The organism is Desulfoconvexum algidum (assembly GCF_055382125.1).
In genome coordinates this window covers 4,083,972-4,107,476 of record NZ_AP042394.1, presented here as the reverse complement: position 1 = coordinate 4,107,476, position 23,505 = coordinate 4,083,972, and the positions used below count along the sequence as shown (strand labels likewise).

Below are 23,505 nucleotides of genomic sequence, written 5' to 3'. Positions count from 1 at the left end.
TCCTTTAATTATATTCTGGGGTCCAGCGCATTTTTTCAATCAATGTATTGAGTCTTTCCACATCATTATTGTGCTTGAATGAGGAAACAGCACAACCGTTTCCAGTGACATTGGCCTTAATGGCTTCTGCACCCACCCGTTTTGCCACCTCAAGGGAGACTTCCTTTAGCTGAGCCAGGGGAGGAAACAGGATGCCGTTGCTGAGATCTTCTTCACTGACAAATTCTGCCATGGCATGGGCTGCGGCTGAAAAGAATACCGGCAATACCTCGGAAGCGCCGGAAGCAATGATTCCCAATCCCACTCCCGGAAAGATAAAGGCATTGTTCATCTGGCCGATGCGATAGGTTTTCCCATTATGAACAACGGGATCAAAGGGAGAACCGGTTGCCACAAGGGCTCGTCCATTGGTCCATTCATAAATGTCCTTGGGCAGGGCTTCTGCCTTGGTGGTGGGATTACTCAGGGGCAAAATTGTAGGCTGGTCTGTGTTTTCGCCCACAGCCATTACAATTTCTTTGGTAAAGCAGCCCCCCTGTCCCGAAGTACCGATGAGAACTGTCACCTTTTCGTTTTTAATTGTATTTAACAGGGTATTGTCCGCCGGGGTCTTCAGCCATGCCATGCTTTTGGGATCTTTGGCAAGATTTTGCTTGTAGTCTTCCAGATCCCGGTCAGAGGTGACCACTCCCTTGGAATCCAGGGTGAAGATTCTGGCAATGGCATCGGCTTCACTCAATCCCTGTTCCATGAGTTCGACCTGGATCTGCTGAGCAATACCGATACCGCCGGCACCGGCGCCATTAATCAGATAGACCTGATCGGTCATTTTTTCATTTTTTATCTTCATGGCGGCAAAAATACCGGCCAGGGCAACCGCTCCGGTTCCCTGGATATCATCGTTAAAGGAGATCACCTCTTTGAGATATTTATCCCGGACCGTAAAGGCGGTCTGTTTTGAAAAATCCTCCCATTGGCAGAGAGCTTTGGGGAATATTTTTTTAAAAGCCACCACAAATTTTTCAATGAATGCATAGTAGTCGTCACCCAGGAGGCGTTCATGGCGCCAGCCCAGGTAATTGGGGTCATCTATTAATTCTTTGTTGTCGGTTCCCACGTCAAGGGAGATGGGCAGGCAATGCCAGGGGGCAATGCCAGCTCCCTGGGTATACAGCATCAGTTTTCCCAGGCAGATGGGAATTCCGCCGGCACCCTGGTCGCCAATGCCAAGGATTCCCTGGTTATCGGTGACAACGGCTATTCCGATGTCCTTATCCGTGTAATTTCTCAGAATATATTCGGCATAGTCAATGTTGCCCGGGTAAAGATGAATCCCGTTGGCTTTTCTGAACATGGAGGAATACTGCTGGCAGGCAAGCCCCACCGTCGGTGTATAAATGATGGGCATAAATTTGGGGATATCGCTGGCGATAACGGCATGGGCAAGAACCACATTCCTGTCATAGAGACTTCTGATATATATAAATTTTTCAATATCGGTTTCTTTTTGATCAAGAATATCTAAGCTTGATTGGACCTGTTCTTCAAGGGTTTTAACCCGTGGCGGCAGATAGCCGCTCAGTTTGAGTTTGCGTCTTTCATCGATGGTGAAGGCCGTACCTTTACTTATATTATTAAAGCGCAGGACATCAAATCCTCTTAAGTTGATAGAGACACCTGTTGTTTGACCATACTCACCGTACTCAAATTCGTAATGATTAATTTCCATGACTACAATTTTCCCTTAATTTTAGTTCTAGTGTTAAATCTACAACAATATTTAAATACACAACAATGTTAAAAACTCCAAAAAACAACCCTTTTATTATATCAGAAAAATATAACTAAGCGAATGGAAATGAATTATTTTCATTCGCTGAAATATGTTTATGACGGACAAATACTATTGGGTTATATGTGATATAAATCAAACAAGTTGGGGCTGGGATAAAAAAGAAAAAAAGGACTATGACGGCAGAACCGACATAGTCCTTTTGGACGGGCCTTTTGGACAAAAATTTGTGATCAGACCGAGATCATATTCCTCAGCACATAGTGCAAAATCCCTTTGTTTTTAATATAGTCAATTTCAATATCTGTGTTGAGTTTAACAATGACCTTAAAGGATGTTGTTTGGTTCTTCCTGGTCGCGGTTACCGTCAGGAGACCATTGGGTTTGATATCATTTAATCCGGTTATTTCAAAGGTTTCATCCCCTTTAAGGCCAACCCCCTCAAAGGACTCTCCTTCCTGAAAAACCAGGGGCAAGACTCCCATGCCCACTAAATTGGAACGGTGGATTCTTTCAAAGGATTCGGCAATGACGACCCTGGCCCCGAGGAGACAGGTGCCCTTGGCTGCCCAGTCCCTGGAGGAACCGGTACCATACTCTTTGCCGCCAAAGACTACTAACTCGGTATTTTGGGCCTGGTATTTTTGGGCGGCATCAAAGACATATCCCTCCGCTTGTTCCGGAAATTTAACGGTAAAACCACCGGTCTTGCTGGCCAGATGGTTTTTGATTCGGATATTGGCAAAGGTTCCCCGCATCATGACTTCATGGTTTCCCCTTCGGGATCCGTAGGAATTAAACTCCCAGGGTTTTACTCCGTTGTCCGTCAGGTATTTGCCGGCTGGATATTCCACGGGAATAGCCCCTGCAGGGGAGATATGATCGGTGGTTACGGAGTCTCCCAGCACCAGCAGGACCTTGGCCCCTTTTAGATCCGACAGCGGCGGAATTGTCCGAGAGAAGTCTTTGAAAAAGGGAGGCTTGCGAATATAGGTGGAGTCTGGATCAAAGCTGAAGGTGGTGGTTTCTGTGACCTCTAAATCCTGCCAGAGTTTGTCTCCTTTGAAAATATGGGCGTATTGTTCTTTGAAAAATCGTTCCTGGACATAAGTTTCCACAAACTGATTTATCTCCTGGGGATCCGGCCAGATATCCTTCATGAAAATAGGGGTGTTGTCCTTGGAGAATCCTAGGGGCTCGGTTTCAAAATCGATGTCGATCCTGCCGGCAATGGCATAGATGACCACCAAAAGCGGAGACATAAGAAAATTACCCTTTACCTCCTGGTGGATTCTGGCTTCAAAGTTCCTGTTTCCTGACAACACCGAGGTGACATCCAGGCCGTTGGTTTTAATGGCTTCTTCAATCGAGGGATCCAGAGGGCCGCTGTTGCCGATACAGGTCATGCATCCGAACCCGGTATTGTTAAAATTCAGGGCCTCAAAATAGCGCATGAGTCCGGATCCATTGAGATAATCCAAAACCACCCGGGAGCCCGGAGATAGGGAGGTTTTTACATACCAGGGAATACTTAAGCCTAATTCAACCGCTTTTTTGGCCACAAGCCCGGCCCCGATCATGGTATAAGGATTTGAGGTGTTGGTGCAGGAGGTGATGGCGGCAATGACCACGCTGCCGTTGGTCAAAACCTTTGTTTTGTTTTTCTGATTCTCCTGATTCTCCTGACCTTCCTGACCTTTTTGGGTAATTTCAATATCTTTGCGATTTTTAAGATGATAAAGGGCCGCGGTTTTTTCTTTTACCTTGGACAGGGGAATTCTGTCCTGGGGGCGACTGGGGCCGGCAATGGAGGTTTCCATGACCGACAGATCCACCTCAATGATTTTGGAAAAATTAGGCAGTGTGTCATGGGTGTTGAACAGACCGCAGGTTTTGCAATAGGCTTCCACCAGGGCCGCGGTTTCCGATCGATTGGTCTTGACCAGGTAATCAAGGGTCTGCTCGTCGACGGGGAAAAAGCCTGATGTGGCGCCATATTCCGGAGACATGTTGGAGATGGTGGCCCGGTCGGTTAGGGTCAGATTTTTAAGGCCTTCACCCGTATACTCCACTATCTTTTCCACCACATTCTCTTCGCGCAGGATATTGGTCACATACAGGGCAATATCTGTGGCGGTAATCTGTTGTTTGGGTTTGCCCACAAAATTAACCCCGACAATTTGGGGCAGGTTCATATAATAGGGCTGGCCGAGCATGACCGCTTCCGCCTCAATCCCGCCCACCCCCCAGCCAAGGACACCCAGGGCATTGATCATGGTGGTATGGGAATCGGTTCCCACCAGGGTGTCGGGAAAGGCCAGGGTTCCTTCTGGTGTTTTTCGGGTTGTCACCACAGTTGCCAGGTATTCAAGATTGATCTGGTGGCAGATACCCGATTCCGGGGGCACCACCCTGAAATTGTCAAAGCTTTTCTGGGCCCATTTTAACAACTTATACCGCTCCGCATTTCTCTCATATTCTTTTTTCGCATTGAGAAAAAAAGCATTTTTTTCCTTAAAATGATCCACCTGGATGGAGTGGTCAATGACAAGATCCACTGGAACCAGCGGGTTTATTCCCTTTGGGTCAAGACCTGCTGAATGGACGGCATCGCGCATGGCTGCAAAATCAACCACAGCCGGAACCCCTGTAAAATCCTGCATCAGTACCCGACTAGGATAAAAGGCGACCAGATTTGAAGCATTGGAACGCGTTTCATAAAATTTTGCAGCCCCCACAACATCGTCCCAGGAAATGGTGCCTCCCATATTCCTTGCAAGATTTTCAATCAGCACCCTTGCGGCAAAGGGGAGGGAACTGATTTTTGCCAATCCCTTTTCCTCAAGTAATTGAATGTTATGGATGATGTAATCCTTTTTCTGAAATGACATGGTTTCTTTGATATGATGTGTGGTCATGCAGGCTCCTTGGATTTTCTTTTTGAAGTTTTGAACATTTAGAATATTATAGGATAATATTAAACCATCAATAGATCAAGTTACAATTTCCCGAATCTTTAATAAAAGACGATAATGAACGATAATGAACACCTTTGCCATGAAGGAAGATGTGAGGCAGTGCTTAAAAGCAGGAATGGATCAGTTCTTAACAAAACCGATCCATCCTGAAAAACTTGTTTTAGCCATTGCAAGAACAATGGCGATGCAGATATTATTGTATAGGGTTTGGCCTCACCTTATTTTGCTTCTTCCTGGATCCGTAAATCTTTTCTTAGGACTTTACCCACATTTGATTTGGGCAGTTCCTGGCGAAATTCAATTTCCACGGGCAGTTTATACTTGGCAAGCTTCGTCTCGCAATAGTCAATGACTTCTTTGGCGGTCATCTCCTGGCCTTCTTTTAGAATGACAAAGGCCTTGACCGCTTCCCCGCGTTTGGGATGGGGGATACCGATGGCACAGGCTTCCAAAATTTTCGGGTGCTCAAACAACACTTCGTCAATGTCCCTTGGATAAACATTGTAGCCGCCGGACAGGATCATATCCTTGATCCGGTCAACAATATAAAAGTATCCGTCTTCATCCATTGTTGCCACGTCACCGGTGCGAAGAAATCCGTCCTCGGTCATGGTCTTTTCGGTCTCATCTGGTTTGCCAAGATACCCCTTCATGATCTGGGGACCGCGCATGAGCAGTTCACCAGGTTCTCCCAGGGGCATTTCTCGGGTAATGTCTTCAATATCCACGATCTTACATTCTGTATCGGGAAGGGGAAGCCCTATGCTGCCTTGTTTTCGATTGCCGTTAAAGGGGTTGACATGGGTAACAGGGGTTGATTCCGTCAAGCCAAAACCTTCCACAATAATGGAACCCGTTTTTTCCTGGAAATCATTAATGACATCTATGGGAAGCGGCGCACTGCCGGAAAAACATCCTTTGATAGAGGTCAGGTCCGTGTGTGCCATATCCGGATGGTCCAGCATCCCGATATACATGGTGGGGACCAGGGGGGCAAAGGTAACCTTGAATTTGCTGATGGATTCAAGCAAGGGTTCCGGTTGGGGTTTGGGGACCAGAACATTGGCCCAGCCCATGCGGATGGCAAGATTCATGGACACGGACATGCCGAATACATGGAAAATAGGAAGAGCACCCAGCATGATCTCGCCCCCTTTGTCAAATCCGGGAAACCATGCTTCTAACTGCTGGATCTGGTAGGAAATATTTTTGTGGGTGAGCATCACCCCCTTGGATACGCCGGTGGTGCCGCCGGTGTACTGGTACATGGCCACATCATCTATTCCGACATCGGCATGGGTGTAATCCGGTGCATTTTTGGCAAGGATATCCTTAAATTTGTACAGATTTTTTGCAGGGGTGACATCGGCGGCCAACCCCTTTTTTTTGGCAACCAGGGGGAAGAGCAATCGTTTAACAAAGGGAAGGTAGTCTCCGATGGAGGTGTAGACAATGGTTTGTATGTTGGTTTTTTGCCGCAGTTTCACCATGCGGTTGGCCAATAAATCAAGGGTGATCAAAAACTTTGAGTCTGAGTCTGTGAACTGATGCTCAAGTTCCCTGTCCGAATAGAGCGGATTGTTGAGCACAACGATCCCGCCTATTTTCAGGGTTGCATAATAGGCCACGACACAGGGAATTACATTGGGAAGCAGGATGGCGACACTGTCCCCTTTTTGTATCCCAAAACTTTTGAGTGCAGCAGCAAATCGTGCCACCATTTCACTGAGTTCCGTGAAACTAAGGGTATATCCCTGGAAAATCAGGGCTGGGTTATCAGGGAAATTTTTTGTGGATTCTTCAAGGTACTGAGGAACCAGGACATCGTTGAATTCAATTGTTTCCTTGATTCCCTGTTCATAGGAACCAAACCAGATTTTTTTTGAATAAATGCTTTGATCAGACAAGACCATCTCCTTTGCTGCTGTTTATGATTAAAAGAGATACTTCGTGATCTTGATAGAAGGAAACCCTAGTTTCTGTCAAGGAAAAAATAAAATAAATAAACGTTGTTCATTCACTTGAATTGGATTTTTTGTGAAATATTTGGAGTCAAGCACTCTCTCCCAGGGGTAATCCCTTGAAACTGCACCTGGTTTTATGTTAGGTTGCCGCCCATGAAAGTTATAAAAATTGGCGGCGGCTGTCTCAAAGACGGTCCGGCTGCAAACCTTATTATTGAATTGATTGCCAAAAGGGGAAAAGGGGATGTTTTTGTCCTTTCCGCTTTTTACGGGGTAACCGATATTCTGATTTCAGGCATTGATCGAGCCCTTGAATCGGAAGAAAATATCCCGCTGATTATCAACACCCTGAGAACCCGGCACAACCATATTATAAAAAAACTCATCCAGGAAGAGATCCCTAAAAAACAATTGTCCAAAAGTTTAGGTGATGTTTATAAAAAACTGGAACGGTATTACTATGGGATTAATTTTACCCGGGAAGCCACTCCCAGAATGCAGGATATGATCGCTACGTTTGGGGAACGGATCTGTGCGATTATCATGGCAAAAGCACTTGTTTGCCGGGGCATTGACAGCAGCTTTGTTCTGCCCGAAGAGTTGGGGATCATTTCCGACGGCAAGTTCACGGATGCATCGGTGGTCATGGACAAGACCCATAAAAATCTGAGTGCTTGGATGGCCCGTCATTACGAGCCCCAAAAAATAGTGTTTGTTCCCGGGTTTTACGGTGTCAGTGAAAAGGGAGACATTACAACTTTTGGCAGGGGCGGGTCTGATTATTCTGCAGCCGTTGTTGCGGCAGCAGCAGGGGCCAGTGTGCTGGAAATATGGAAGGACACCCAAGGGTTTATGACAGCGGATCCAGACAATATTCCCCAGTGTAAATTAATCCCTGAACTGACCTATGAAGAGGCGGCAGAGCTTGCCTATACCGGGGCAGGTATTCTGCATCCCAGGACCGTTGAGCCTGTTCGGAAAGCAGGCATTAATATTGCCATAAAAAACACCTATGACCCGGATGCTCTGGGAAGCCTGATTACTCAAACAGGCATCACCACTCCCACCATTGTGAAAAGTGTTTCCTACACAAGGGACGTGGCCGTGTTGAAAATACATGCATCCGGGGTAGGCGCCCGACATGGTATTTTATCCCAGATTACCGAAAATCTTGCCACGGCCGGCATTAATATCAAATCCGTTGTTACCTCCCAGACCTGTATCAGCCTGTTATTATCCAGAAAGGATATTAAAAAAGGGCATACGAGTATTCAGGGAATTGAACCATCCCCCTATCGGAAAACAACTGTTGTTTCCGACGTGGCCCTGGTGAGCATCGTGGGAGAAGGGCTCCATCAAAATCGGGGGATTGCCGCCAAATGCTTTACAGCAGTTTCCAACGCCAATGTCAATATTGAGATGATTTCCTTTGGCACATCCAATGCAGCATTGTATTTTTTGGTGCAGGAACGAAGCCTGGACAGAACAATCCAGGCCTTGCATTCCATTTTTTTTGACGGATAAAAAAGAGGGGGCAATCCTTAACCCAGAAGAGAGCCGCTTCTCTTTTTCTTTGAAGAAATGCTCTGGCCGATAATCCACCCCAGTAAAAGGACGCCTACCCCTGCCAGGAACCATTTAATCATTCCGGTCCTGAACATATGGTTGGTCTCTTTTTCCAATTGAGCAAGTTTATTGGCGAGAGTGATATTTTGTTTTTCAAACCCTTTGTTTTTTTCCACCACCTCTATAACATTTTGGGATTGCGCCTGGAGGGTGCTGTAATTGGTTTGGCTTTCCTTTAATTGGGTCAAAAGGACCCTGGTTTTATCCGCGGCCTCTTTAAGGTTGGCTTCAAGAACCGTGACTTTTTCCCCTTGGTCAGATTCCTGGGCTGCAAGTTGTGTCTTGAGTTGATCAAGGGAGCTGGAAACGGTTTCAAACTTGGTCTCCAGAGCCGCTTTCTCTTGATTTAATTGTTGAATAATTTGGGTTTTAGGCGTTTCAAACACAATAAACTGCTTGTCAACCCACCCGGTTTCTCCTGATGCGAGTGCAACTTTGAAATAGCCCTTGTCTTCTTCTATAATTTTTAAAGGGGTATTGCTTTTCAGGGTTTGTAATACTGAAAAAGAGGTTCCAGGACCTTGCCGGAAGGTTAAAATGAGCATATCGGAAACATAGCCTGTCCTTGCTTGGGAATAGGTGGGGATAGATAAAAAAAGAATTGCGATCATCCATAAGCTAATGTTGAGTTTTTTCATGTTTTATATTACCTCTTAAGTTTTATTCTTATTTTTTGTTTCAATAGCAATCCTCGTGCGATTTTACAATACTTACACAATTAAATTTATAAAAAAAACTTGCCAAAGTTCGTGGAACAAGGGTATCAACAGATCATGAATTAACGAACAGGATCGGTTAATAAAAGAATGAATGATGCTTCCTATAAAAAATTGTGTATTGATAATATTCTTAACGGCGTAACAGAAGGGCTTTCTAAGTATTCAGGACCCACCCGTGTTGCCTTGATTTTTGCTGCTTCGCCCGATGATTCCGTGTCGATTTTTGATCCCCAGGGCTTGCTGCGGGGCCACGAATCAAAGCTGGAGGATATTTTTTTTGCCAATGGCGATCAATGGCGTTCCAGGATAAAAGAGAATATTTTATCCCAGCCCCAAAATTTTCTGATTCTGGAAAATGACTTGGAGTTGTCCGGCCTGATCGCCTACGGAGGAAGCACCAGCGATTTTTTTTACCAGATGTGGTTTACCGAGCATCACCCGGATATGTGTTCCATTTGTCCCACGGAACGGTGGTTGGAACAGGCGTCCTCTCTTCTTGTTCACGACTACAACACACCAAATGCTCCCATTAATTCCTCTGACTATGTTTTGAAAAACTATTCCCTCCAGGCGGTTGCCGATCATATTGTGGATGTGTGGGATAAATTTCTGGAAGTTGACTATGTTATACAAATTCCCCCCATGCTCAACAATATATTGAATATTTCAAAAACAAGGGAAGAAGGTGCATGGGCCAGGGGCGTATTGTTTTTTGCAGATCCCCGGAAAATTGCCCAGCTGTCTTTTTTAATCAAAATCCAGAAACACGAGCGCCCCATGGTTTCCAATGTGAAACACATTAGAAAATTATTGGTGGCAGTTGAACGATCAAATAGAAAACTGGTATCCGACGGTAAAACCATTATTGGGATTACCGACAGCCCGGTGCCGGAATCTGCCATTGCTGCAGTGTTCAAAGGGGATTACGGTTTTTTGCGAATGGGCAATGAAAAAATTGCTTCTTTTTTTGACGGCAGTTTTCATTCCACGACACGGGAGGCAAAGCTGGTGGAATTAGAGGAATTGTTGCTGGATTCAAATATGGAAACACAAGCCTCTACCTCACTGTTCAGGGTGGTTTCCCATTTGGTTCACAAGGCCGGGCATGCTCGACATGGCTGTACCCTGGTTATTGATTTGAACATCACTCCCCTTCGGTTGTCCGGTCATGTGCTGGAGCCGCCCATCAGTCTATTGGAACCCCAAAATATCGACCTGGTCTGCTCCTTGCTACGGATAGACGGAGCGATCCATTTGACCTCCGATGCCCGAATTCACGGGTTCGGTTGTCTTCTGGACGGGAATACCGTCACCTGGGAAAATATGGCCAGGGGGGCAAGGTACAACTCCGCCCTGAGATTTTCCGCTGCCAACCGCCGCATTATTGTGGTGGTGGTATCGGCTGACAGACCTGTATCCATTATTTATAATGGAATTGAAATCAATGCATTCAGACAATGGCAACCGGTTTATGATTATACACCCGAATTGCTGAGTCTGAAACAATATTTGAATGGAGCCCTTTTATGACACACGATCACGATGACCATTCCACTGGTCAAGAACATTCACATACCCATGATCACGGCCACACCCATGATCACGGCCACAGCCACGATCACGATCACAGCCACGATCACGATCACGATCACGATCACAGCCACGATCACAGCCACGATCACGCCCATGATCCGGTCAAGGAAATGACCCTGGAACAGAAGCTTAATACCTTGTTCTCCCATTGGATTGCGCACAATGACAGTCACAAGGATAATTTTTTGTCCTGGGCCGGGAAGGCGCGAGACGCCGGGTTGACAGAAGTCGCCGCATCCCTTGAACAGGCCGGTAGCCTGTCCCAGGAGGTAACAAAAAAATTGGAAGCGGCACTGGCAAATCTGACCCCATGATTGACCCTGTTATTAAAGGGATGGCTGGCCAGCGACTCATGCTGGGCTTTGATGGTACTGCCTTGAACCCGGAGTTAAAATTTCTTATCAGGGAGCTCAAGGCGGGGGGTATTATTTTGTTTAAACCCAATATTGAGTCGCCGGACCAGCTCACACAGCTTTGTTCAGATGCCCAGGCCTGTGCAGCCGACGCAGGCCAGCCGCCCCTTTTTATTGCCATTGACCAGGAGGGCGGGGTGGTGGCAAGATTAAAGCATCCCTTTACCGAGTTTGCCGGCAATCCCCATATCCATACAGAGTCGGATGCCGAGTATTTTGCACGGCTGACAGCCCGGGAATTATCCCAGGCCGGCATCAACATGAACATGGCCCCAGTGATGGATATTGCCCCTGTCGGGGGGGGCAGCATCATGCAAGAAAGGGCTTTTAAAGGGAATGCCGCTGCCGTGTCGAAACTTGGCACCTGCGTGATCAAAACCCTCCAAGATAAAAAAATCATGGCCGTGGCAAAACATTTCCCCGGCATCGGTAGGACCAGAAAGGATTCCCACTTTTTTTTGCCCCGGCTGGATATAGATCTTGACACCCTGAGGTCTTCGGACATGAAACCATTTGAGGCTGCCAGGGATGCAGATGTCTCAGGGATCATGCTTTCCCATATTTTTTATCCCCAATTAGATGACACCTGGCCGGCAAGCCTGTCTCCTTATATTGCAGGAGAACTGCTAAGGGAGCAATTGGGATATGGGGGCCTGGTTTTGACAGATGACCTGGATATGAAGGCCATACAGCATGACATGAAAACCTGTATCCGCCAGGTGATGGCAGCCGGGATCGATCTTGCCCTGATCTGTCACAAGGGCCCCAATATCGAGATTGCATGGGAGCAGATCTGTCATCTTCTGGAGAGCAATCCGCAATTGTTTGCCTTGGGCGAAGCCTCCATGGACAGAATCCTGGGGGTTAAAAAGAAATATTTGCAGGTTTAATGGGTTCTGGAAAACACGTCATGGTCAAGATTACAGGTATGGCCTTGCTCAATCATGGTCGTTCCCCGGGCCGCAATCATGGCGGCATTGTCACCGCAGAGACTTACCGGGGGGGCAAAGATTTGAATGCCTTGTTTGGCAGCTCGTTGTGATAATTTTGTGGCAAAGGTTTGGTTGGCGGAAACCCCCCCGGAAATACCAATGCGCTTGCAGCCTTTAAACCTGGCGGCATTCAAAAGTTTGGTACTCAATACATCAATGACGGCTGCCTGGAAAGAGGCGGCAACCTGGGCTTTATCCTCATGATTTACAATTTTATGATCATGAAGATATCGTGCCACAGAGGATTTTAAGCCGCTGAAGCTGAAGTCAAACCCTTTTTTATCCAGCAGGCTCCTGGGGAATTTAATGGCGTCTGGGTCCATTCCTTTGGCCAGGGTTTCAATGATAGGGCCTCCGGGGTATCCCAGTCCCATCATTTTTGAAACCTTGTCAAAGGCTTCTCCGGCTGCATCATCCCGTGTCTGACCCATGAGTTCAAATGTGTGGGGGGAGGTGACATGGTAAATATTGGTGTGTCCCCCTGAAACAACCAGGGCAATGAAGGGAAATGTGGGAGGCGTCTGCATTAACAGCAAAGAATAAATGTGGGCCTCGAGGTGGTTGACCCCTGCCAGGGGGAGTCGTCTGGCCCAGGCAAAGGCCTTGGCAAATGAAAATCCCACCAAAAGGGCACCAATAAGCCCGGGGCCCCTTGTGGCTGCAACTCCGTCAATATCGGCAAGTTTGATGCCGGCTTTTTCCACGGCGTCAGCGACCACGGGAACAATGGCTTCTGCGTGCATGCGGGAAGCCAGTTCCGGTACAACCCCACCGAATTTGCAATGGGTATCTATCTGGGAAGCAATGATTGAGGACAGGACGTTGGTGCCATTTTGCACCAGTGCTGCCGCCGTTTCATCGCAGGAGGATTCAATCCCGAGAATGATCATATAAGATTAACTGAAGATCAGACCCATTGGGTCTGTTGTTCGTTGTTTTCTCTGGTGGTGATTTCACCGATAAAATAGGCCTTTTCACCCAGGGCCGACAGTCGGTCCATGGTCTCTTCAACTGATTTTTCAGGGACCACTACCACCATGCCGATTCCGTTGTTGAAGGTTCTTTGCATCTCCGTGTCTGATACGCTGCCTTCTTTTTGCAGAAGTTGGAATACCGGCGGAATCTCCCAGGCATCTTTATGAACAATGGCTTTGCACGAATCGGGTATGACCCGGATAATATTTTCATCAATTCCACCGCCGGTGATATGGACAAGTCCATGGATCGGCAGGTCCCGGAGCATGCTCAAGATGCTGGATACATAGATAATGGTGGGTTTTAAAAGCTCTTCACCCAGGGTGGTGCCAAACTCTGGTATATGGGTATTGACATTGTATTTGCATTTATCAAAAAATATTTTTCGAACCAGGGAAAATCCATTGGAATGGACACCACTTGCGGCAATGCCGATGAGTTTATGGCCCGGCCGAATATAGGAACCGTCAATGATTTTAGTATTGTCCACAAGCCCTACAGAAAATCCAGCCAGATCATATTCTCCGCCTTGGTACATCCCCGGCATTTCAGCGGTTTCACCACCGATCAAGGCACATCCGGCCTGATTACAGCCTTCTGCAATCCCCAATAGGATTTTTTCCGCAACTGCAGTGTCAAGGACTCCCATGGAAAGATAATCCAGGAAAAATAAAGGTTTGGCGCCCTGGACAATGATGTCGTTGACACACATGGCCACAAGGTCAATGCCAATGGTATCGTGTTTATCCATTTGCAAGGCAATTTTGAGTTTGGTCCCCACACCGTCGGTGGCACTGACCAGTACCGGGTTTGAAATATTGGCGAGGTTTAGGGAAAAAAGACCGCCAAAACCACCAATTTCTCCCATTACACCGGATCGGGGTGTGGATTTTGCAATTGATTTTATTCGATTAACCAGCTGGTTTGCTTTCTCTATGTCCACGCCGGAATCCGCATATGTCAAGGAATCGTTCATTTGAAATCACCTTTGAAATCACATTCTTTGGATAAGATCTATTAAGATTTATTAAGTTTTTAAAACCCTTTGATACTAAACATATTGGGTCAAAAAGTCAAAAGCTTTTTGACAGGAACCAGTTTATATTGTATCAATGCAGATTTAAAGGCAAATTTAAAATCAGACATATTTCGGAGAATTTAGCGCAATGAAAACAATCAATATTGGAATTATAGGGTATGGAGTTGTGGGAGCTGGCGTTGCAACTTTGCTCGTCCAAAAAAAAGAATTGCTGGAAGCCAGGACCGGGGCCTCTTTAACCCTTAAAACCATTGCTGATATTGATATAGTAACCGATAGAGGCGTTGATCTGGGCAATACTGTTCTTGTGAACGACGCCATGGCGCTTATTAATGATCCTGAGATTGACATTGTTGTGGAACTTGTCGGCGGGGATACCATTGCCAAACAATTTACCCTCAAGGCCCTTGAAAACGGCAAGCATGTGGTAACTGCCAATAAAGCTCTTCTGGCAGGTCATGGTAATGAGCTTGTGAAAACAGCCCGGGAAAACCAGGTGGATCTTGCCTTTGAAGCCAGCTGCGGCGGGTGTATGCCCATTATTAAATCCCTTCGGGAATCCCTTGTGGCCAATTCGATTTTATCCATGTCTGCCATTCTAAACGGCACCTGCAATTATATATTGACCAAAATATCCCAGGATGGGTCCTCGTTTGAAGATGCCCTGAAGGATGCCCAAAAGTTAGGCTTTGCTGAAGCCGAGCCCTCCTTGGACGTGGATGGCCATGACACCGCCCATAAGCTGGCCATCTTAAATTCCCTGGCCCACGGCATGGAGATCAATTTAAAGGATATCCATGTGGAAGGCATCCGGAATATTACGCCGGTGGACATTGAGTTTGCCCGGTCGTTTGGGTATACCATTAAACTGCTTGCCATCGGCAAGGTCCAAGGAGACTATGTGGAAGCCCGTGTGCATCCCACCATGATTCCCCATGCCAACCCCCTGTCCCATGTGGACCATTCCATGAATGCCATTGCCATTGATGCCGATGCCACGGGCAAGACCATGCTCTATGGCCACGGGGCCGGCATGATGCCAACCGCCAGTGCCGTATTAAGTGATATAGCCGATATCGCCAGAAATATTATTTCCAATACCAACCGTCGGGTGCCCATACTGGGGTATCTCCAAGATAATATTAAGATTATTCCCATTCTGCCCATGAAAGAATTGCAAACAAGATATTATCTGCGGTTTGAGGCCCAGGATCATCCCGGGGTGTTGTCAAAAATTTCGGGCATTCTGGGAGCCAACAATATCAGCATTAAATCGGTCCACCAGAAGGGCCGGCAAAGCAATGGAAAGGTGCCCGTGGTCATGATTACCCATATGGCAAAGGAAGAATGGGTTCAGGAGGCATTGACGCAAATTGCTGCCACAGATTCTGTGGTGGGAGACTCTGTGGTCATTCGAATTGAAGAAGATGTATAGACCCTAAAGAATAGAATTTGGAAAGAATAATATCAGGAGTGAGGCCATGAAAATACTTGTAGCAGATCTGGAAGGGGTGTTTTTACCTGAAATATGGGTCAATGTTGCCTTGGAAACCGGAATAGAGGAATTGAAACTTACCACCAGGGATATCAGTGATTATGATGTGCTGATGACCAAACGATTGTCCATACTCAAGGAAAATAAACTGGGAATTGAAGATATCAGTGACGTGATATCCACCTTAGAGCCCCTGGACGGTGCAAAACAAATGCTGGATTGGATCCGAAGCCGCACCCAGATTATTATCCTGTCAGACACCTTTGAGGAGTTTGCCAAACCCTTGATGGCAAAACTTGGGTTTCCTGCCCTGCTGTGCCACAATCTTACCATTGATGCGGCCGGCAATATCATTGGCTACAATCTTCGGATTGACAACCAGAAAGCCCGGGCAGTCAATGCATTAAAGGCATTGAACTACCAGGTTATAGCCTTTGGGGATTCCTATAACGATATTGGTATGATCCAGGCGGCAGACCATGGATTTTTCTTTTGTCCGCCCCCCTCTTGCCTGACTGATTTTCCGGATATACCTGTTACCCACAATTATGCTGAACTCAAAATCATGCTCACCTCTCTATTGGATTAATTTTGATCTGGTCAATTTAGACAAATCCGGGCTCTGGTAATCGGAGACCTGGTTATCATTGAGGCAAAGACCTGTCTTGTTTGAATCGGGGAAACGACGTTTCTATACGTGTAGAAAGTTTTTTTTGAAGGATTGTCGTAAAAAAAATGAAGTTTCCAGTGGTAAGTGTAAGTGTCTGTATCCGGATGGTTTGAAAAAAGTTAAAGATTAAGGATTTCCCTGATTGACTTCGCCTCTTTAAATTGATACGAATATTTGAATCCAAAAAAAACAGCTGAGTTTCTATTTACATTCGCACATTCCCTGATTGTTATTGTTTTTATGCAGACACCAGAAAAAGAGCGTTTCGTCTTGTTTGACATTAACTTTTATTCAGGAGTTATCCCAATGGGAAATCCCCTCAAATTACGTTAACCATAGCTGGCCTTGTTATTCATTTGCTTTTTTTGCCACCTAAGGGTTCCCCCAATTTATATTGGCTGTTGAATGTGGTTCCAAATGAGCATGATGTAAAAATAGAGTCCTTTAATTTTTATTTTGGGGCACCTCCGCTGTTCTTACAGATTAGTTCCTTTACTTGAAGGGTCCGCTTCATGCTCGGACCCTTCATCTTTTCTGGCGTCATCTTTTTTTTTGGGTCGTTGAAATTAAAAAAAACATATAAAATCAATTGGTTCTTAGTGTGGAAGGGCTAAAATTATAACACATTTTAAGTCAAGGGAATAAAAACCCTTGACTTGAAATGTGTTTTCCCCTATATTGCGTTTCGTTGTTGCGGGGTGGAGCAGTCTGGTAGCTCGTCGGGCTCATAACCCGAAGGTCGTTGGTTCAAATCCTTCCCCCGCTACCAAAACACTTACAAGGCTCTTGGAGATTTCTTCAAGAGCCTTTTTTGTTTCTGAAATTAAAGGTCCCCACACTAAAAATCCAGGACCATTTTTGATCCTGGATTCGGCTTTTTAATTGTATCCTCACTGATTTTGCTAACTTCAATGGCTTTCAAAACGAAATTCTAAGGGCTGCGTTTCCGCTCTTAATGATTAATAGCCGTAGAAAAAATATTTATTACAACCACACCCGAAATAATTAATCCGATACCTATAATTGTGGGAATATTCAGGGCTTGTTTGTAAAATAGAAAACCAACCACCGTGACCAATACAATGCCGAGACCAGACCAAATTGCATATGTAATGCCTATTGGTAAAACTCTGAGGACAAGCGTCATAAAATAAAATGCTGCGCCATATCCAACAATAACAATCATGGTTGGTATTATTTCAGTAAATTCATCAGATGCCTTTAATGCACTTGTTGCAGTGACTTCTGCAATAATTGCTATGGCTAAAAATAAGTATGTCATTTTTTTCTTTTGTATAAAGCTAATAATTAATCAATCCATGGTTTGTTTATCATTCATCTTATTATGATACCAGCTTTTGATTAGGATTAATTGTTTGGCATTGCATTTATCATAATCATAGCCTCAAATTCAATTTTTGTTACAAATTAAACAATTTTTGTTACAAAACCGCCATTGAATTAAAAAATTGGCGTTATATCGGCGCAATCGAACCTGGCACTCTTATTGCTTTCTATAATTAGAATATGTATCAAGGAAATGGCCAACATGATCATGGGAAGGGTTGCAACGCCGGATAAAAAATGGCAATATAATATCATTATTTTTTGTGATGCCGTTTATTGGTATTCCCGTGAATATATGACCCACATTTAATAGGCGGATGGAAATCTGAATGGCCAAATTTAAATATTTTAAAAAAGCGGGCTTGAATATTGATGGAGATATCACCCTTTCTTCACAAGAATTTCGCCTGCTATCCCTGATTGACGAGAACAAGGAAATAGGGTTGATAGCCCGTGAATCGGGCATGGATTTGGATGATTTTAAAAGGCATATATCAAAATTTTATAAAATGGGCCTCATTATACCCGTTGTTAAACAAATAATACGGCGATACAGTCCCGATTTTCTGCAAGAACTCATAGTGATCCTTACCTATCATGTCGGTCCCATCGCAACTATCATCATGGCCGATATCCTTTCGGATATGAACATCAGGGATAAACAAATACCGGAAGAGGACCTGGGAAAACTGCTTTTCAAAATAACCGATGAAATTTCGGATATAAACCAGAAAATTGAATTCAACAATGAGGTAAAAAACCGGTTGTTGCGAACCTGAGAATTAATCTAACATGGGGTTTTTATGATTGTTACCTGCACGAATTGTGGAAAAGAATACACCGTTGATGAAAAAACATTCACACAAAAAACGTTGCAATTTAAATGCCGTGCCTGCGACACATTGTTTATCGCGGAAAAACCGGTCCAAAGTTATGAAAGCATTGAGTATTCTAAGGACATATCTGTATCAATGGAAAAGGAAGGGAAAGATCGTATTAAGTTCGGACTTTACCACAAGAGCATTCTTCTCATGCTTTTTGTCAGCCTTGTGCCGGTGGGATTGTTTTTCGTGGCAACTTACATTGAAACCGGTAATAGGGTAAAAACAAATACCCAAGTTCTAATGCAGCAGGCCACCTCCGGTCTTTCGGACCATATTGACGAGTGGGTGGACAAAAATAAACGAATGCTGGAAACTGCTTCCAAACTTGCCCCGATCACCTCTCTGGATACAGACGAACAGACAACGACCTTGAGAACAATACACGAACAATACCCGTGGATGTATCTTGTCTTTACCCTTGATAAAAATGGGATAAACACCGCAAGGAATGATGGGAAAGCCTTGAAGGATTACTCGGACAGAAAATATTTCATGGATATAAAAAATGGCAAGGCGTTTTCCTGGCAGACACTGATCGGAAAAACCTCCAAGAAACCTGCGTTGGTGATGGCGGTGCCCATCATGAAAGGGGGAGAAGTGGTCGGTGTGCTCGCAGCCGCAATGACCACCGAGGTCATTTCAAAATCAGTTGCAAGATGGACAAAGGGCAAAACCGGATTTGCCTTTCTTGTTGACGAAAAGAATAAGGTGATTGCCCACCAGGTCAAGGCATATGTGTTAGAAGAAAAAATTCTTTCCGACCATCCGGTTTTTTCATTAACTAAAGGGAAAGAATTCGGTTTCGGAGAATTTGTGGACACGGCAGGGGAACATAATCTTGCCGCTTTCAAGAAAAATGCAATGGGATGGAGCCTCGTTGTTCAGCAGGGAAAAAGCGAGGCCTATACAACCTTGAAAAAATTTCAGGAATATATCTTTTGGGTTTTAGCTTTTACCCTGGGGATTGTAACCGTTATTGCCTGGTTTGCTGCCAGGGGGATCAGCCGGCCGATTCTTATAATGTCAGATGCCGCAACCCGGATGAGTCTCGGACAGTTTGATGTCAAGATCGATATCAAATCCAAGGACGAGATTGGAATGCTGGCCAAGTCAATTATCAGAATGCAGACAAGCCTAGCCTATGCCATGAAACGGTTGAACAAAAATTGATTTGCCCGGCTTCACAGGTATAATACAGGAGGATTATCAATGATCCTAACCAATGAGGAAATATGAAAATTATCACCACCCACAAAGGTTCTGACTTTGATGCCCTGGCAAGCCTTGTTGCGGCCAAGCTTTTGTATCCCGAGGCAAAACCTGTGCTGCCCGGTTCAATCAATGCCAATCTCAAGACGTTCTTATCCATTCACAAGGATTTATTTGATTTCTATTCTCCAGCTGAAATTGATTATGATGACGTGGAGACCCTCATTGTTGTGGATACCCATACATGGGAGCGTCTTGACCGGCGGATGGGAGTTTTGAGGGAAAAACAAAACCTTGAGATCATTGTCTGGGATCATCATCTCAATGGGAACATGGAGACCGACCAGAAGACTATCAGGGAGATAGGAGCAACGGTTACCATGCTGATTCAGGAGATAGAAAAACAACGAAAACTGGTAACTCCCATCCAGGCGACGCTTTTTCTGATGGGCCTTTATGAGGATACCGGCAACCTGTCCTTTCCCTCCACCCTGCCGGAAGATGCCTATGCTGCAGGTTTTTTGCTGGACCGGAAGGCAGACTTGAATATTCTGGCCACCTTTTTAAAATCTGCCTACAGCAAACGCCAGAAAGACATTCTTTTTGAAATGGTTCAAAAGGCGGAACGGACACAATTGGGCGGGTTTTCCTTTAGCTTATCCCAGTTGGTTATCAGTGGCCGGATCCAGAATCTGGCCATGGTGGTGCAAATGTACCGGGAAATCGTGAACGTGGATGTGGCCTTTGGTATTTTTCAGGATACGGAACAAGATAAATGCATGGTCATCGGCCGAAGCGGCGTGGATGAAATCAATATCGGCGTGCTCATGCGAAGCATGGGAGGCGGGGGACATCCCGGGGCAGGATCGGCATTGTTAAAGGGCGTCAATCCTGACACCATCAAGGAGATGATCGTAGAACTTGTTAACGGCAACCAGTATTCCTCGGTCAAGTTGTCTGATATTATGTCCTATCCAGTGGTCACGGTGGACCCGAATACCCCGGTGGAAGAGGTGGCCATGCTGCTGAGGGAAATGGGCTGTACCGGCATGCCCGTGGTGGACAAGGAGGAAAACCTGGTGGGGGTAATTTCCCGGCGGGATTTTAAAAAAATCAGAAAGTCAAATCAGATGCAGTCGCCCGTCAAGGCCTTTATGAGTCGAAAGCTTGTGACCATTTCCCATGAGAAAAGCGCTGTTGAAGCAGCCAAGCTCATGATCAAGCATGATATCGGCAGGATCCCCGTGATGAAGGAGGATAAAATCATCGGCATCATCACCCGGTCAGATGCCATGCTTTATTTTTATGATCTTTTGCCGGATTAATTGACCCGTTGTCCCTGGGTCGACCCTGGGTTGTTTAAAGCTTGAGCATTTTTTTTGCCTTGATGGCCAGCTTTTCCCTGAATATTTTTGAATTGTGACGGATATCCACCGGAAAGGCTCGTTCGATAAAAATGTGCTGGATGCCGGCGGTCAGGGGGGTGGAGTTGGCCAGGGTTAGAAGCTCCTGGATAAAGGCGCGTTTATCCCCTATTTTTGTATTGGGTTCAATAAAGACCACGGGGATCTGATTGGCTTTGGGGCCAACCCCGGTAAGGGCGCTTCTGAAAACCTTTTCATGGTTGTTAAAGATGGCTTCAACGGGAATGGTAAACAGCGTCTCCTTTCCCGTGGTCACCCGGTGATTTTTCCTGCCGCAGAACCAGATCCTGCCCTTTGAATCCTGCCACCCCAGATCCCCCATGCGGTGCCAGACGGTGCCGTTTGCATCCGGAATTTTGGCCAGAAGGTCTTCTTCCCGGTTGTTAAAATATTGTTGGGTCACAAGGTTTGCCTGGACGGTTATTTCCCCTACCTGGTTTTCAGGTACCACCAGGGTATCGCTCATTTGGGCGATGGGGTCATCCATGATTTTCAAAAGCCTGATGCAAGTATTTTCGATGGGCCGACCAATGCACATGCCAAAGCCCTGTTCACTTAAGTGTTTGGTCTCCGATAAAATTTCATGGGATCCAATGGATATGATGGGAACCGCTTCTGTGGCCCCGTAGGGGGTATGGATCTGGGTTCCTTCTGCGAGCATGGTTGAAAATTGTTCAATATTGGCGGGGCTGACAGGAGCTCCCGCCGATACCACCCGTCGAAGTGACGGCAGCTTAATTTTGTTTTCCTTGCCGTATTTTCCCACCCGGTTGAGGAGAGCTGGCGAGGCAAACATATTGGTCACCCCGTGGTTTTCAATTGCTTCAATGATTTTAACCGGATTTACCCGGGCCGGCTTGGTGGGATCCATATCCGGGATCACAGCTGTCATTCCCAAGACCGGATCAAACAGGGCAAACAGGGGAAAGGTGGGAAGATCAATTTCATCGGGTTCAATTTGAAAATGGGCCTGGATTTGTTGTATCTGGGCATCAAAATTTCCATGGGTGTAGACAACCCCCTTGGCAGGGCCTGTGGAGCCGGTGGTAAATACAATGGCGGCTGTTTCATCCCAGGTGGTATGGGCTTTGGGGAAATCTTTCCCGGTGGGGAGCATGAGCTGATCAAGGGTATAGCCCCCCCAGAACCAGCGTTTGCCCACGGTCACCCAGTGTTTGACGGTTTGAAAATAGCGCGGTTTCAGGGTCCGGAGCAAATGGGCCCGTTCAATGCCGATGAATGCCTTGGGCCTGCCCTGCTCAAGGCATTGGAGCATCCGGTCAATTCCCATTCCCGGATCCACCACAACCGGAACCGCTCCCACCTTGAACATGGCAAACATGGTAATAAAAAACTCAATGCCCGGGGTGATCATTAAAATAGTCCGGGTTCCCCGGATAATGCCGATACTTTCCAGCCCAAAGGCCAGGCTGTCGGAAAGCGTATCCAACTGACTCAAGGTGATCTGGCTGTATAATACCCTTCCGCTTTTGTCCCGTCCGTCGGGATAGACCACGGCTCTTTTAAAGGGGTAAAGTTCGGCTGTTTGTTTAAGCCTCAGTGAAATATTGGTGAATTTTGTCATAGAAATTTCTTTTTTAATTTATACAAGGTTCCCTGGAAGATGCCTTCCGGCGCTTGGGGCGCATGGATTTTGATTTTTTTTGTCTGCGCCTGGGCTGTTTCTAAAGCGGCCTGGGCCATGTCGGTTAGTTCCTGTTTTTTTTCTTTAATTCGTGCACGGCCCTGGGCCTCATCCACCTGGAAAAGAACATAGGTTTCTTTAATGGGCTTTTCCAGTTTTGAAAATTCTTTTAAGAGGGTGCTCTTTCCCTTTTCCAACACTTTTTTTTCAGTGTCTGTGATTTTTTTTTGTTCCGGATATTTTTGTGCAATGGCCTCAATACGTTGGATCTCTGCGTTAAACAAAGAGACCTCAGCATTAAAGTCCACCAGACCGGCATAGAGATCTGGAAAGTGATTAAAACTGAATTTCAGCATTTCCTGGGGCAGTTTTACATGGGGAAGCGCAATTTCCTGATATACCCTGTTGTCTGGGCCTTTTGGGGTAAAATACAGGGTGTAGACCAAGAAGGACGAGGCCCCAATGGCTATTAATACCATGAACAAGATAAAAATAAGTTTTTTTGTGATGAATTTTTTCTTTTTTTCCAGGGGGGCCTCTTCAACGACAGCACTCTCCTGGGCCTGGTTCTTGCCTTTTGCCCCGGCATTTTTTTTCGCTGGCTCTGGCGGGTGGGCAGCAGTGGCTTCTTCTCCTTCAGTTTCAGCAGCGATAGCAGCGTCAGCAGCGATAGCGTCTTTTTTTTTCTTTTTTCCAAATCCAAGCATAGATGGTGTTTACCTGACCTGGTTCAAAAAGTC

Annotated in this window: 18 protein-coding genes and 1 tRNA gene; 10 read left to right on the top strand and 9 right to left on the bottom strand. The window is 45.8% G+C overall.

Going from position 1 to position 23,505, the window contains the following annotated elements; all coding sequences use genetic code 11:
- Positions 1 to 4 precede the first annotated feature (4 nt).
- The 3 genes from ACZ45G_RS18655 to ACZ45G_RS18645 form a co-directional block, all read right to left on the bottom strand.
- On the bottom strand, positions 5 to 1,729 hold the full coding sequence (locus tag ACZ45G_RS18655; protein ID WP_464172001.1) for an NAD-dependent malic enzyme: 1,725 nt from the start codon (positions 1,727 to 1,729) through the stop codon (positions 5 to 7).
- A 296-nt stretch (positions 1,730 to 2,025) separates the two neighbouring features.
- Positions 2,026 to 4,710 (bottom strand): aconitate hydratase AcnA, encoded by a 2,685-nt coding sequence (gene acnA / locus ACZ45G_RS18650; RefSeq protein WP_464172000.1) that lies wholly within the window; start codon positions 4,708 to 4,710, stop codon positions 2,026 to 2,028.
- 278 nt (positions 4,711 to 4,988) lie between these two features.
- Complete coding sequence (locus ACZ45G_RS18645; protein WP_464171999.1) at positions 4,989 to 6,677, bottom strand: long-chain-fatty-acid--CoA ligase; 1,689 nt, start codon at positions 6,675 to 6,677, stop codon at positions 4,989 to 4,991.
- A gap of 210 nt (positions 6,678 to 6,887) precedes the next feature.
- On the opposite strand from ACZ45G_RS18645, the gene ACZ45G_RS18640 reads away from it, so the two are divergent.
- Positions 6,888 to 8,258, top strand: a complete 1,371-nt coding sequence (locus tag ACZ45G_RS18640) for an aspartate kinase (protein ID WP_464171998.1) — start codon at positions 6,888 to 6,890, stop codon at positions 8,256 to 8,258.
- Between the two features lie 17 nt (positions 8,259 to 8,275).
- Here ACZ45G_RS18640 and ACZ45G_RS18635 read toward each other — a convergent pair whose 3' ends face one another.
- On the bottom strand, positions 8,276 to 8,998 hold the full coding sequence (locus ACZ45G_RS18635; RefSeq protein ID WP_464171997.1) for a TIGR04211 family SH3 domain-containing protein: 723 nt from the start codon (positions 8,996 to 8,998) through the stop codon (positions 8,276 to 8,278).
- A 168-nt stretch (positions 8,999 to 9,166) separates the two neighbouring features.
- Between ACZ45G_RS18635 and ACZ45G_RS18630 the strand changes: the two genes are divergently transcribed.
- The 3 genes from ACZ45G_RS18630 to ACZ45G_RS18620 are packed head-to-tail and all read left to right on the top strand — an operon-like array spanning position 9,167 to position 11,975.
- Positions 9,167 to 10,609 carry a DNA integrity scanning protein DisA nucleotide-binding domain protein gene (locus tag ACZ45G_RS18630; RefSeq protein ID WP_464171996.1) on the top strand — a complete coding sequence of 481 codons (1,443 nt, stop codon included), beginning with the start codon at positions 9,167 to 9,169 and terminating at the stop codon, positions 10,607 to 10,609.
- On the top strand, positions 10,606 to 10,986 hold the full coding sequence (locus ACZ45G_RS18625) for a DUF8180 domain-containing protein (protein WP_464171995.1): 381 nt from the start codon (positions 10,606 to 10,608) through the stop codon (positions 10,984 to 10,986). The genes ACZ45G_RS18630 and ACZ45G_RS18625 overlap by 4 nt, the downstream gene beginning before the upstream one ends.
- Complete coding sequence (locus ACZ45G_RS18620; RefSeq protein WP_464171994.1) at positions 10,983 to 11,975, top strand: glycoside hydrolase family 3 N-terminal domain-containing protein; 993 nt, start codon at positions 10,983 to 10,985, stop codon at positions 11,973 to 11,975. The genes ACZ45G_RS18625 and ACZ45G_RS18620 overlap by 4 nt, the downstream gene beginning before the upstream one ends.
- Here the strand turns inward: ACZ45G_RS18620 and tsaD are convergent.
- Complete coding sequence (gene tsaD, locus ACZ45G_RS18615) at positions 11,972 to 12,967, bottom strand: tRNA (adenosine(37)-N6)-threonylcarbamoyltransferase complex transferase subunit TsaD (protein WP_464171993.1); 996 nt, start codon at positions 12,965 to 12,967, stop codon at positions 11,972 to 11,974. The genes ACZ45G_RS18620 and tsaD overlap by 4 nt on opposite strands.
- Before the next feature lie 17 nt (positions 12,968 to 12,984).
- Positions 12,985 to 14,028: a phosphoribosylformylglycinamidine cyclo-ligase gene (purM, locus tag ACZ45G_RS18610; RefSeq protein WP_464171992.1), complete on the bottom strand. Its 1,044-nt coding sequence runs from the start codon at positions 14,026 to 14,028 to the stop codon at positions 12,985 to 12,987.
- Positions 14,029 to 14,218: 190 nt separating this feature from the next.
- Here purM and ACZ45G_RS18605 point away from each other — a divergent pair, with 190 nt between their 5' ends.
- The 3 genes from ACZ45G_RS18605 (at position 14,219) to ACZ45G_RS18595 (ending at position 17,025) form a co-directional block, all read left to right on the top strand.
- Entirely contained in the window at positions 14,219 to 15,526 is a 1,308-nt protein-coding gene (locus tag ACZ45G_RS18605; RefSeq protein WP_464171991.1) for a homoserine dehydrogenase, read from the top strand.
- Positions 15,527 to 15,572: 46 nt separating this feature from the next.
- Positions 15,573 to 16,175, top strand: a complete 603-nt coding sequence (gene thrH / locus ACZ45G_RS18600; RefSeq protein ID WP_464171990.1) for a bifunctional phosphoserine phosphatase/homoserine phosphotransferase ThrH — start codon at positions 15,573 to 15,575, stop codon at positions 16,173 to 16,175.
- 773 nt (positions 16,176 to 16,948) lie between these two features.
- Positions 16,949 to 17,025 (top strand) — tRNA-Met (locus tag ACZ45G_RS18595).
- A gap of 183 nt (positions 17,026 to 17,208) precedes the next feature.
- Here ACZ45G_RS18595 and ACZ45G_RS18590 read toward each other — a convergent pair.
- Positions 17,209 to 17,538 (bottom strand): DMT family transporter, encoded by a 330-nt coding sequence (locus tag ACZ45G_RS18590; RefSeq protein WP_464171989.1) that lies wholly within the window; start codon positions 17,536 to 17,538, stop codon positions 17,209 to 17,211.
- Positions 17,539 to 17,932: 394 nt separating this feature from the next.
- Between ACZ45G_RS18590 and ACZ45G_RS18585 the strand changes: the two genes are divergently transcribed.
- The 3 genes from ACZ45G_RS18585 to ACZ45G_RS18575 all read left to right on the top strand — a co-directional run bounded on the left by ACZ45G_RS18585 (position 17,933) and on the right by ACZ45G_RS18575 (position 21,021).
- Positions 17,933 to 18,382 carry a DUF8082 domain-containing protein gene (locus tag ACZ45G_RS18585; RefSeq protein WP_464171988.1) on the top strand — a complete coding sequence of 150 codons (450 nt, stop codon included), beginning with the start codon at positions 17,933 to 17,935 and terminating at the stop codon, positions 18,380 to 18,382.
- 24 nt (positions 18,383 to 18,406) lie between these two features.
- On the top strand, positions 18,407 to 19,657 hold the full coding sequence (locus ACZ45G_RS18580; protein WP_464171987.1) for a cache domain-containing protein: 1,251 nt from the start codon (positions 18,407 to 18,409) through the stop codon (positions 19,655 to 19,657).
- 62 nt (positions 19,658 to 19,719) lie between these two features.
- On the top strand, positions 19,720 to 21,021 hold the full coding sequence (locus tag ACZ45G_RS18575) for a CBS domain-containing protein (protein WP_464171986.1): 1,302 nt from the start codon (positions 19,720 to 19,722) through the stop codon (positions 21,019 to 21,021).
- Between the two features lie 34 nt (positions 21,022 to 21,055).
- Here ACZ45G_RS18575 and ACZ45G_RS18570 read toward each other — a convergent pair whose 3' ends face one another.
- Together ACZ45G_RS18570 and ACZ45G_RS18565 are read right to left on the bottom strand one after the other, a co-directional pair.
- Positions 21,056 to 22,705, bottom strand: coding sequence for a fatty acid CoA ligase family protein (locus ACZ45G_RS18570; protein WP_464171985.1), 1,650 nt, complete (start codon positions 22,703 to 22,705; stop codon positions 21,056 to 21,058).
- Positions 22,702 to 23,472 carry a hypothetical protein gene (locus ACZ45G_RS18565; protein WP_464171984.1) on the bottom strand — a complete coding sequence of 257 codons (771 nt, stop codon included), beginning with the start codon at positions 23,470 to 23,472 and terminating at the stop codon, positions 22,702 to 22,704. The genes ACZ45G_RS18570 and ACZ45G_RS18565 overlap by 4 nt, the downstream gene beginning before the upstream one ends.
- Between the last annotated feature and the right edge of the window lie 33 nt (positions 23,473 to 23,505).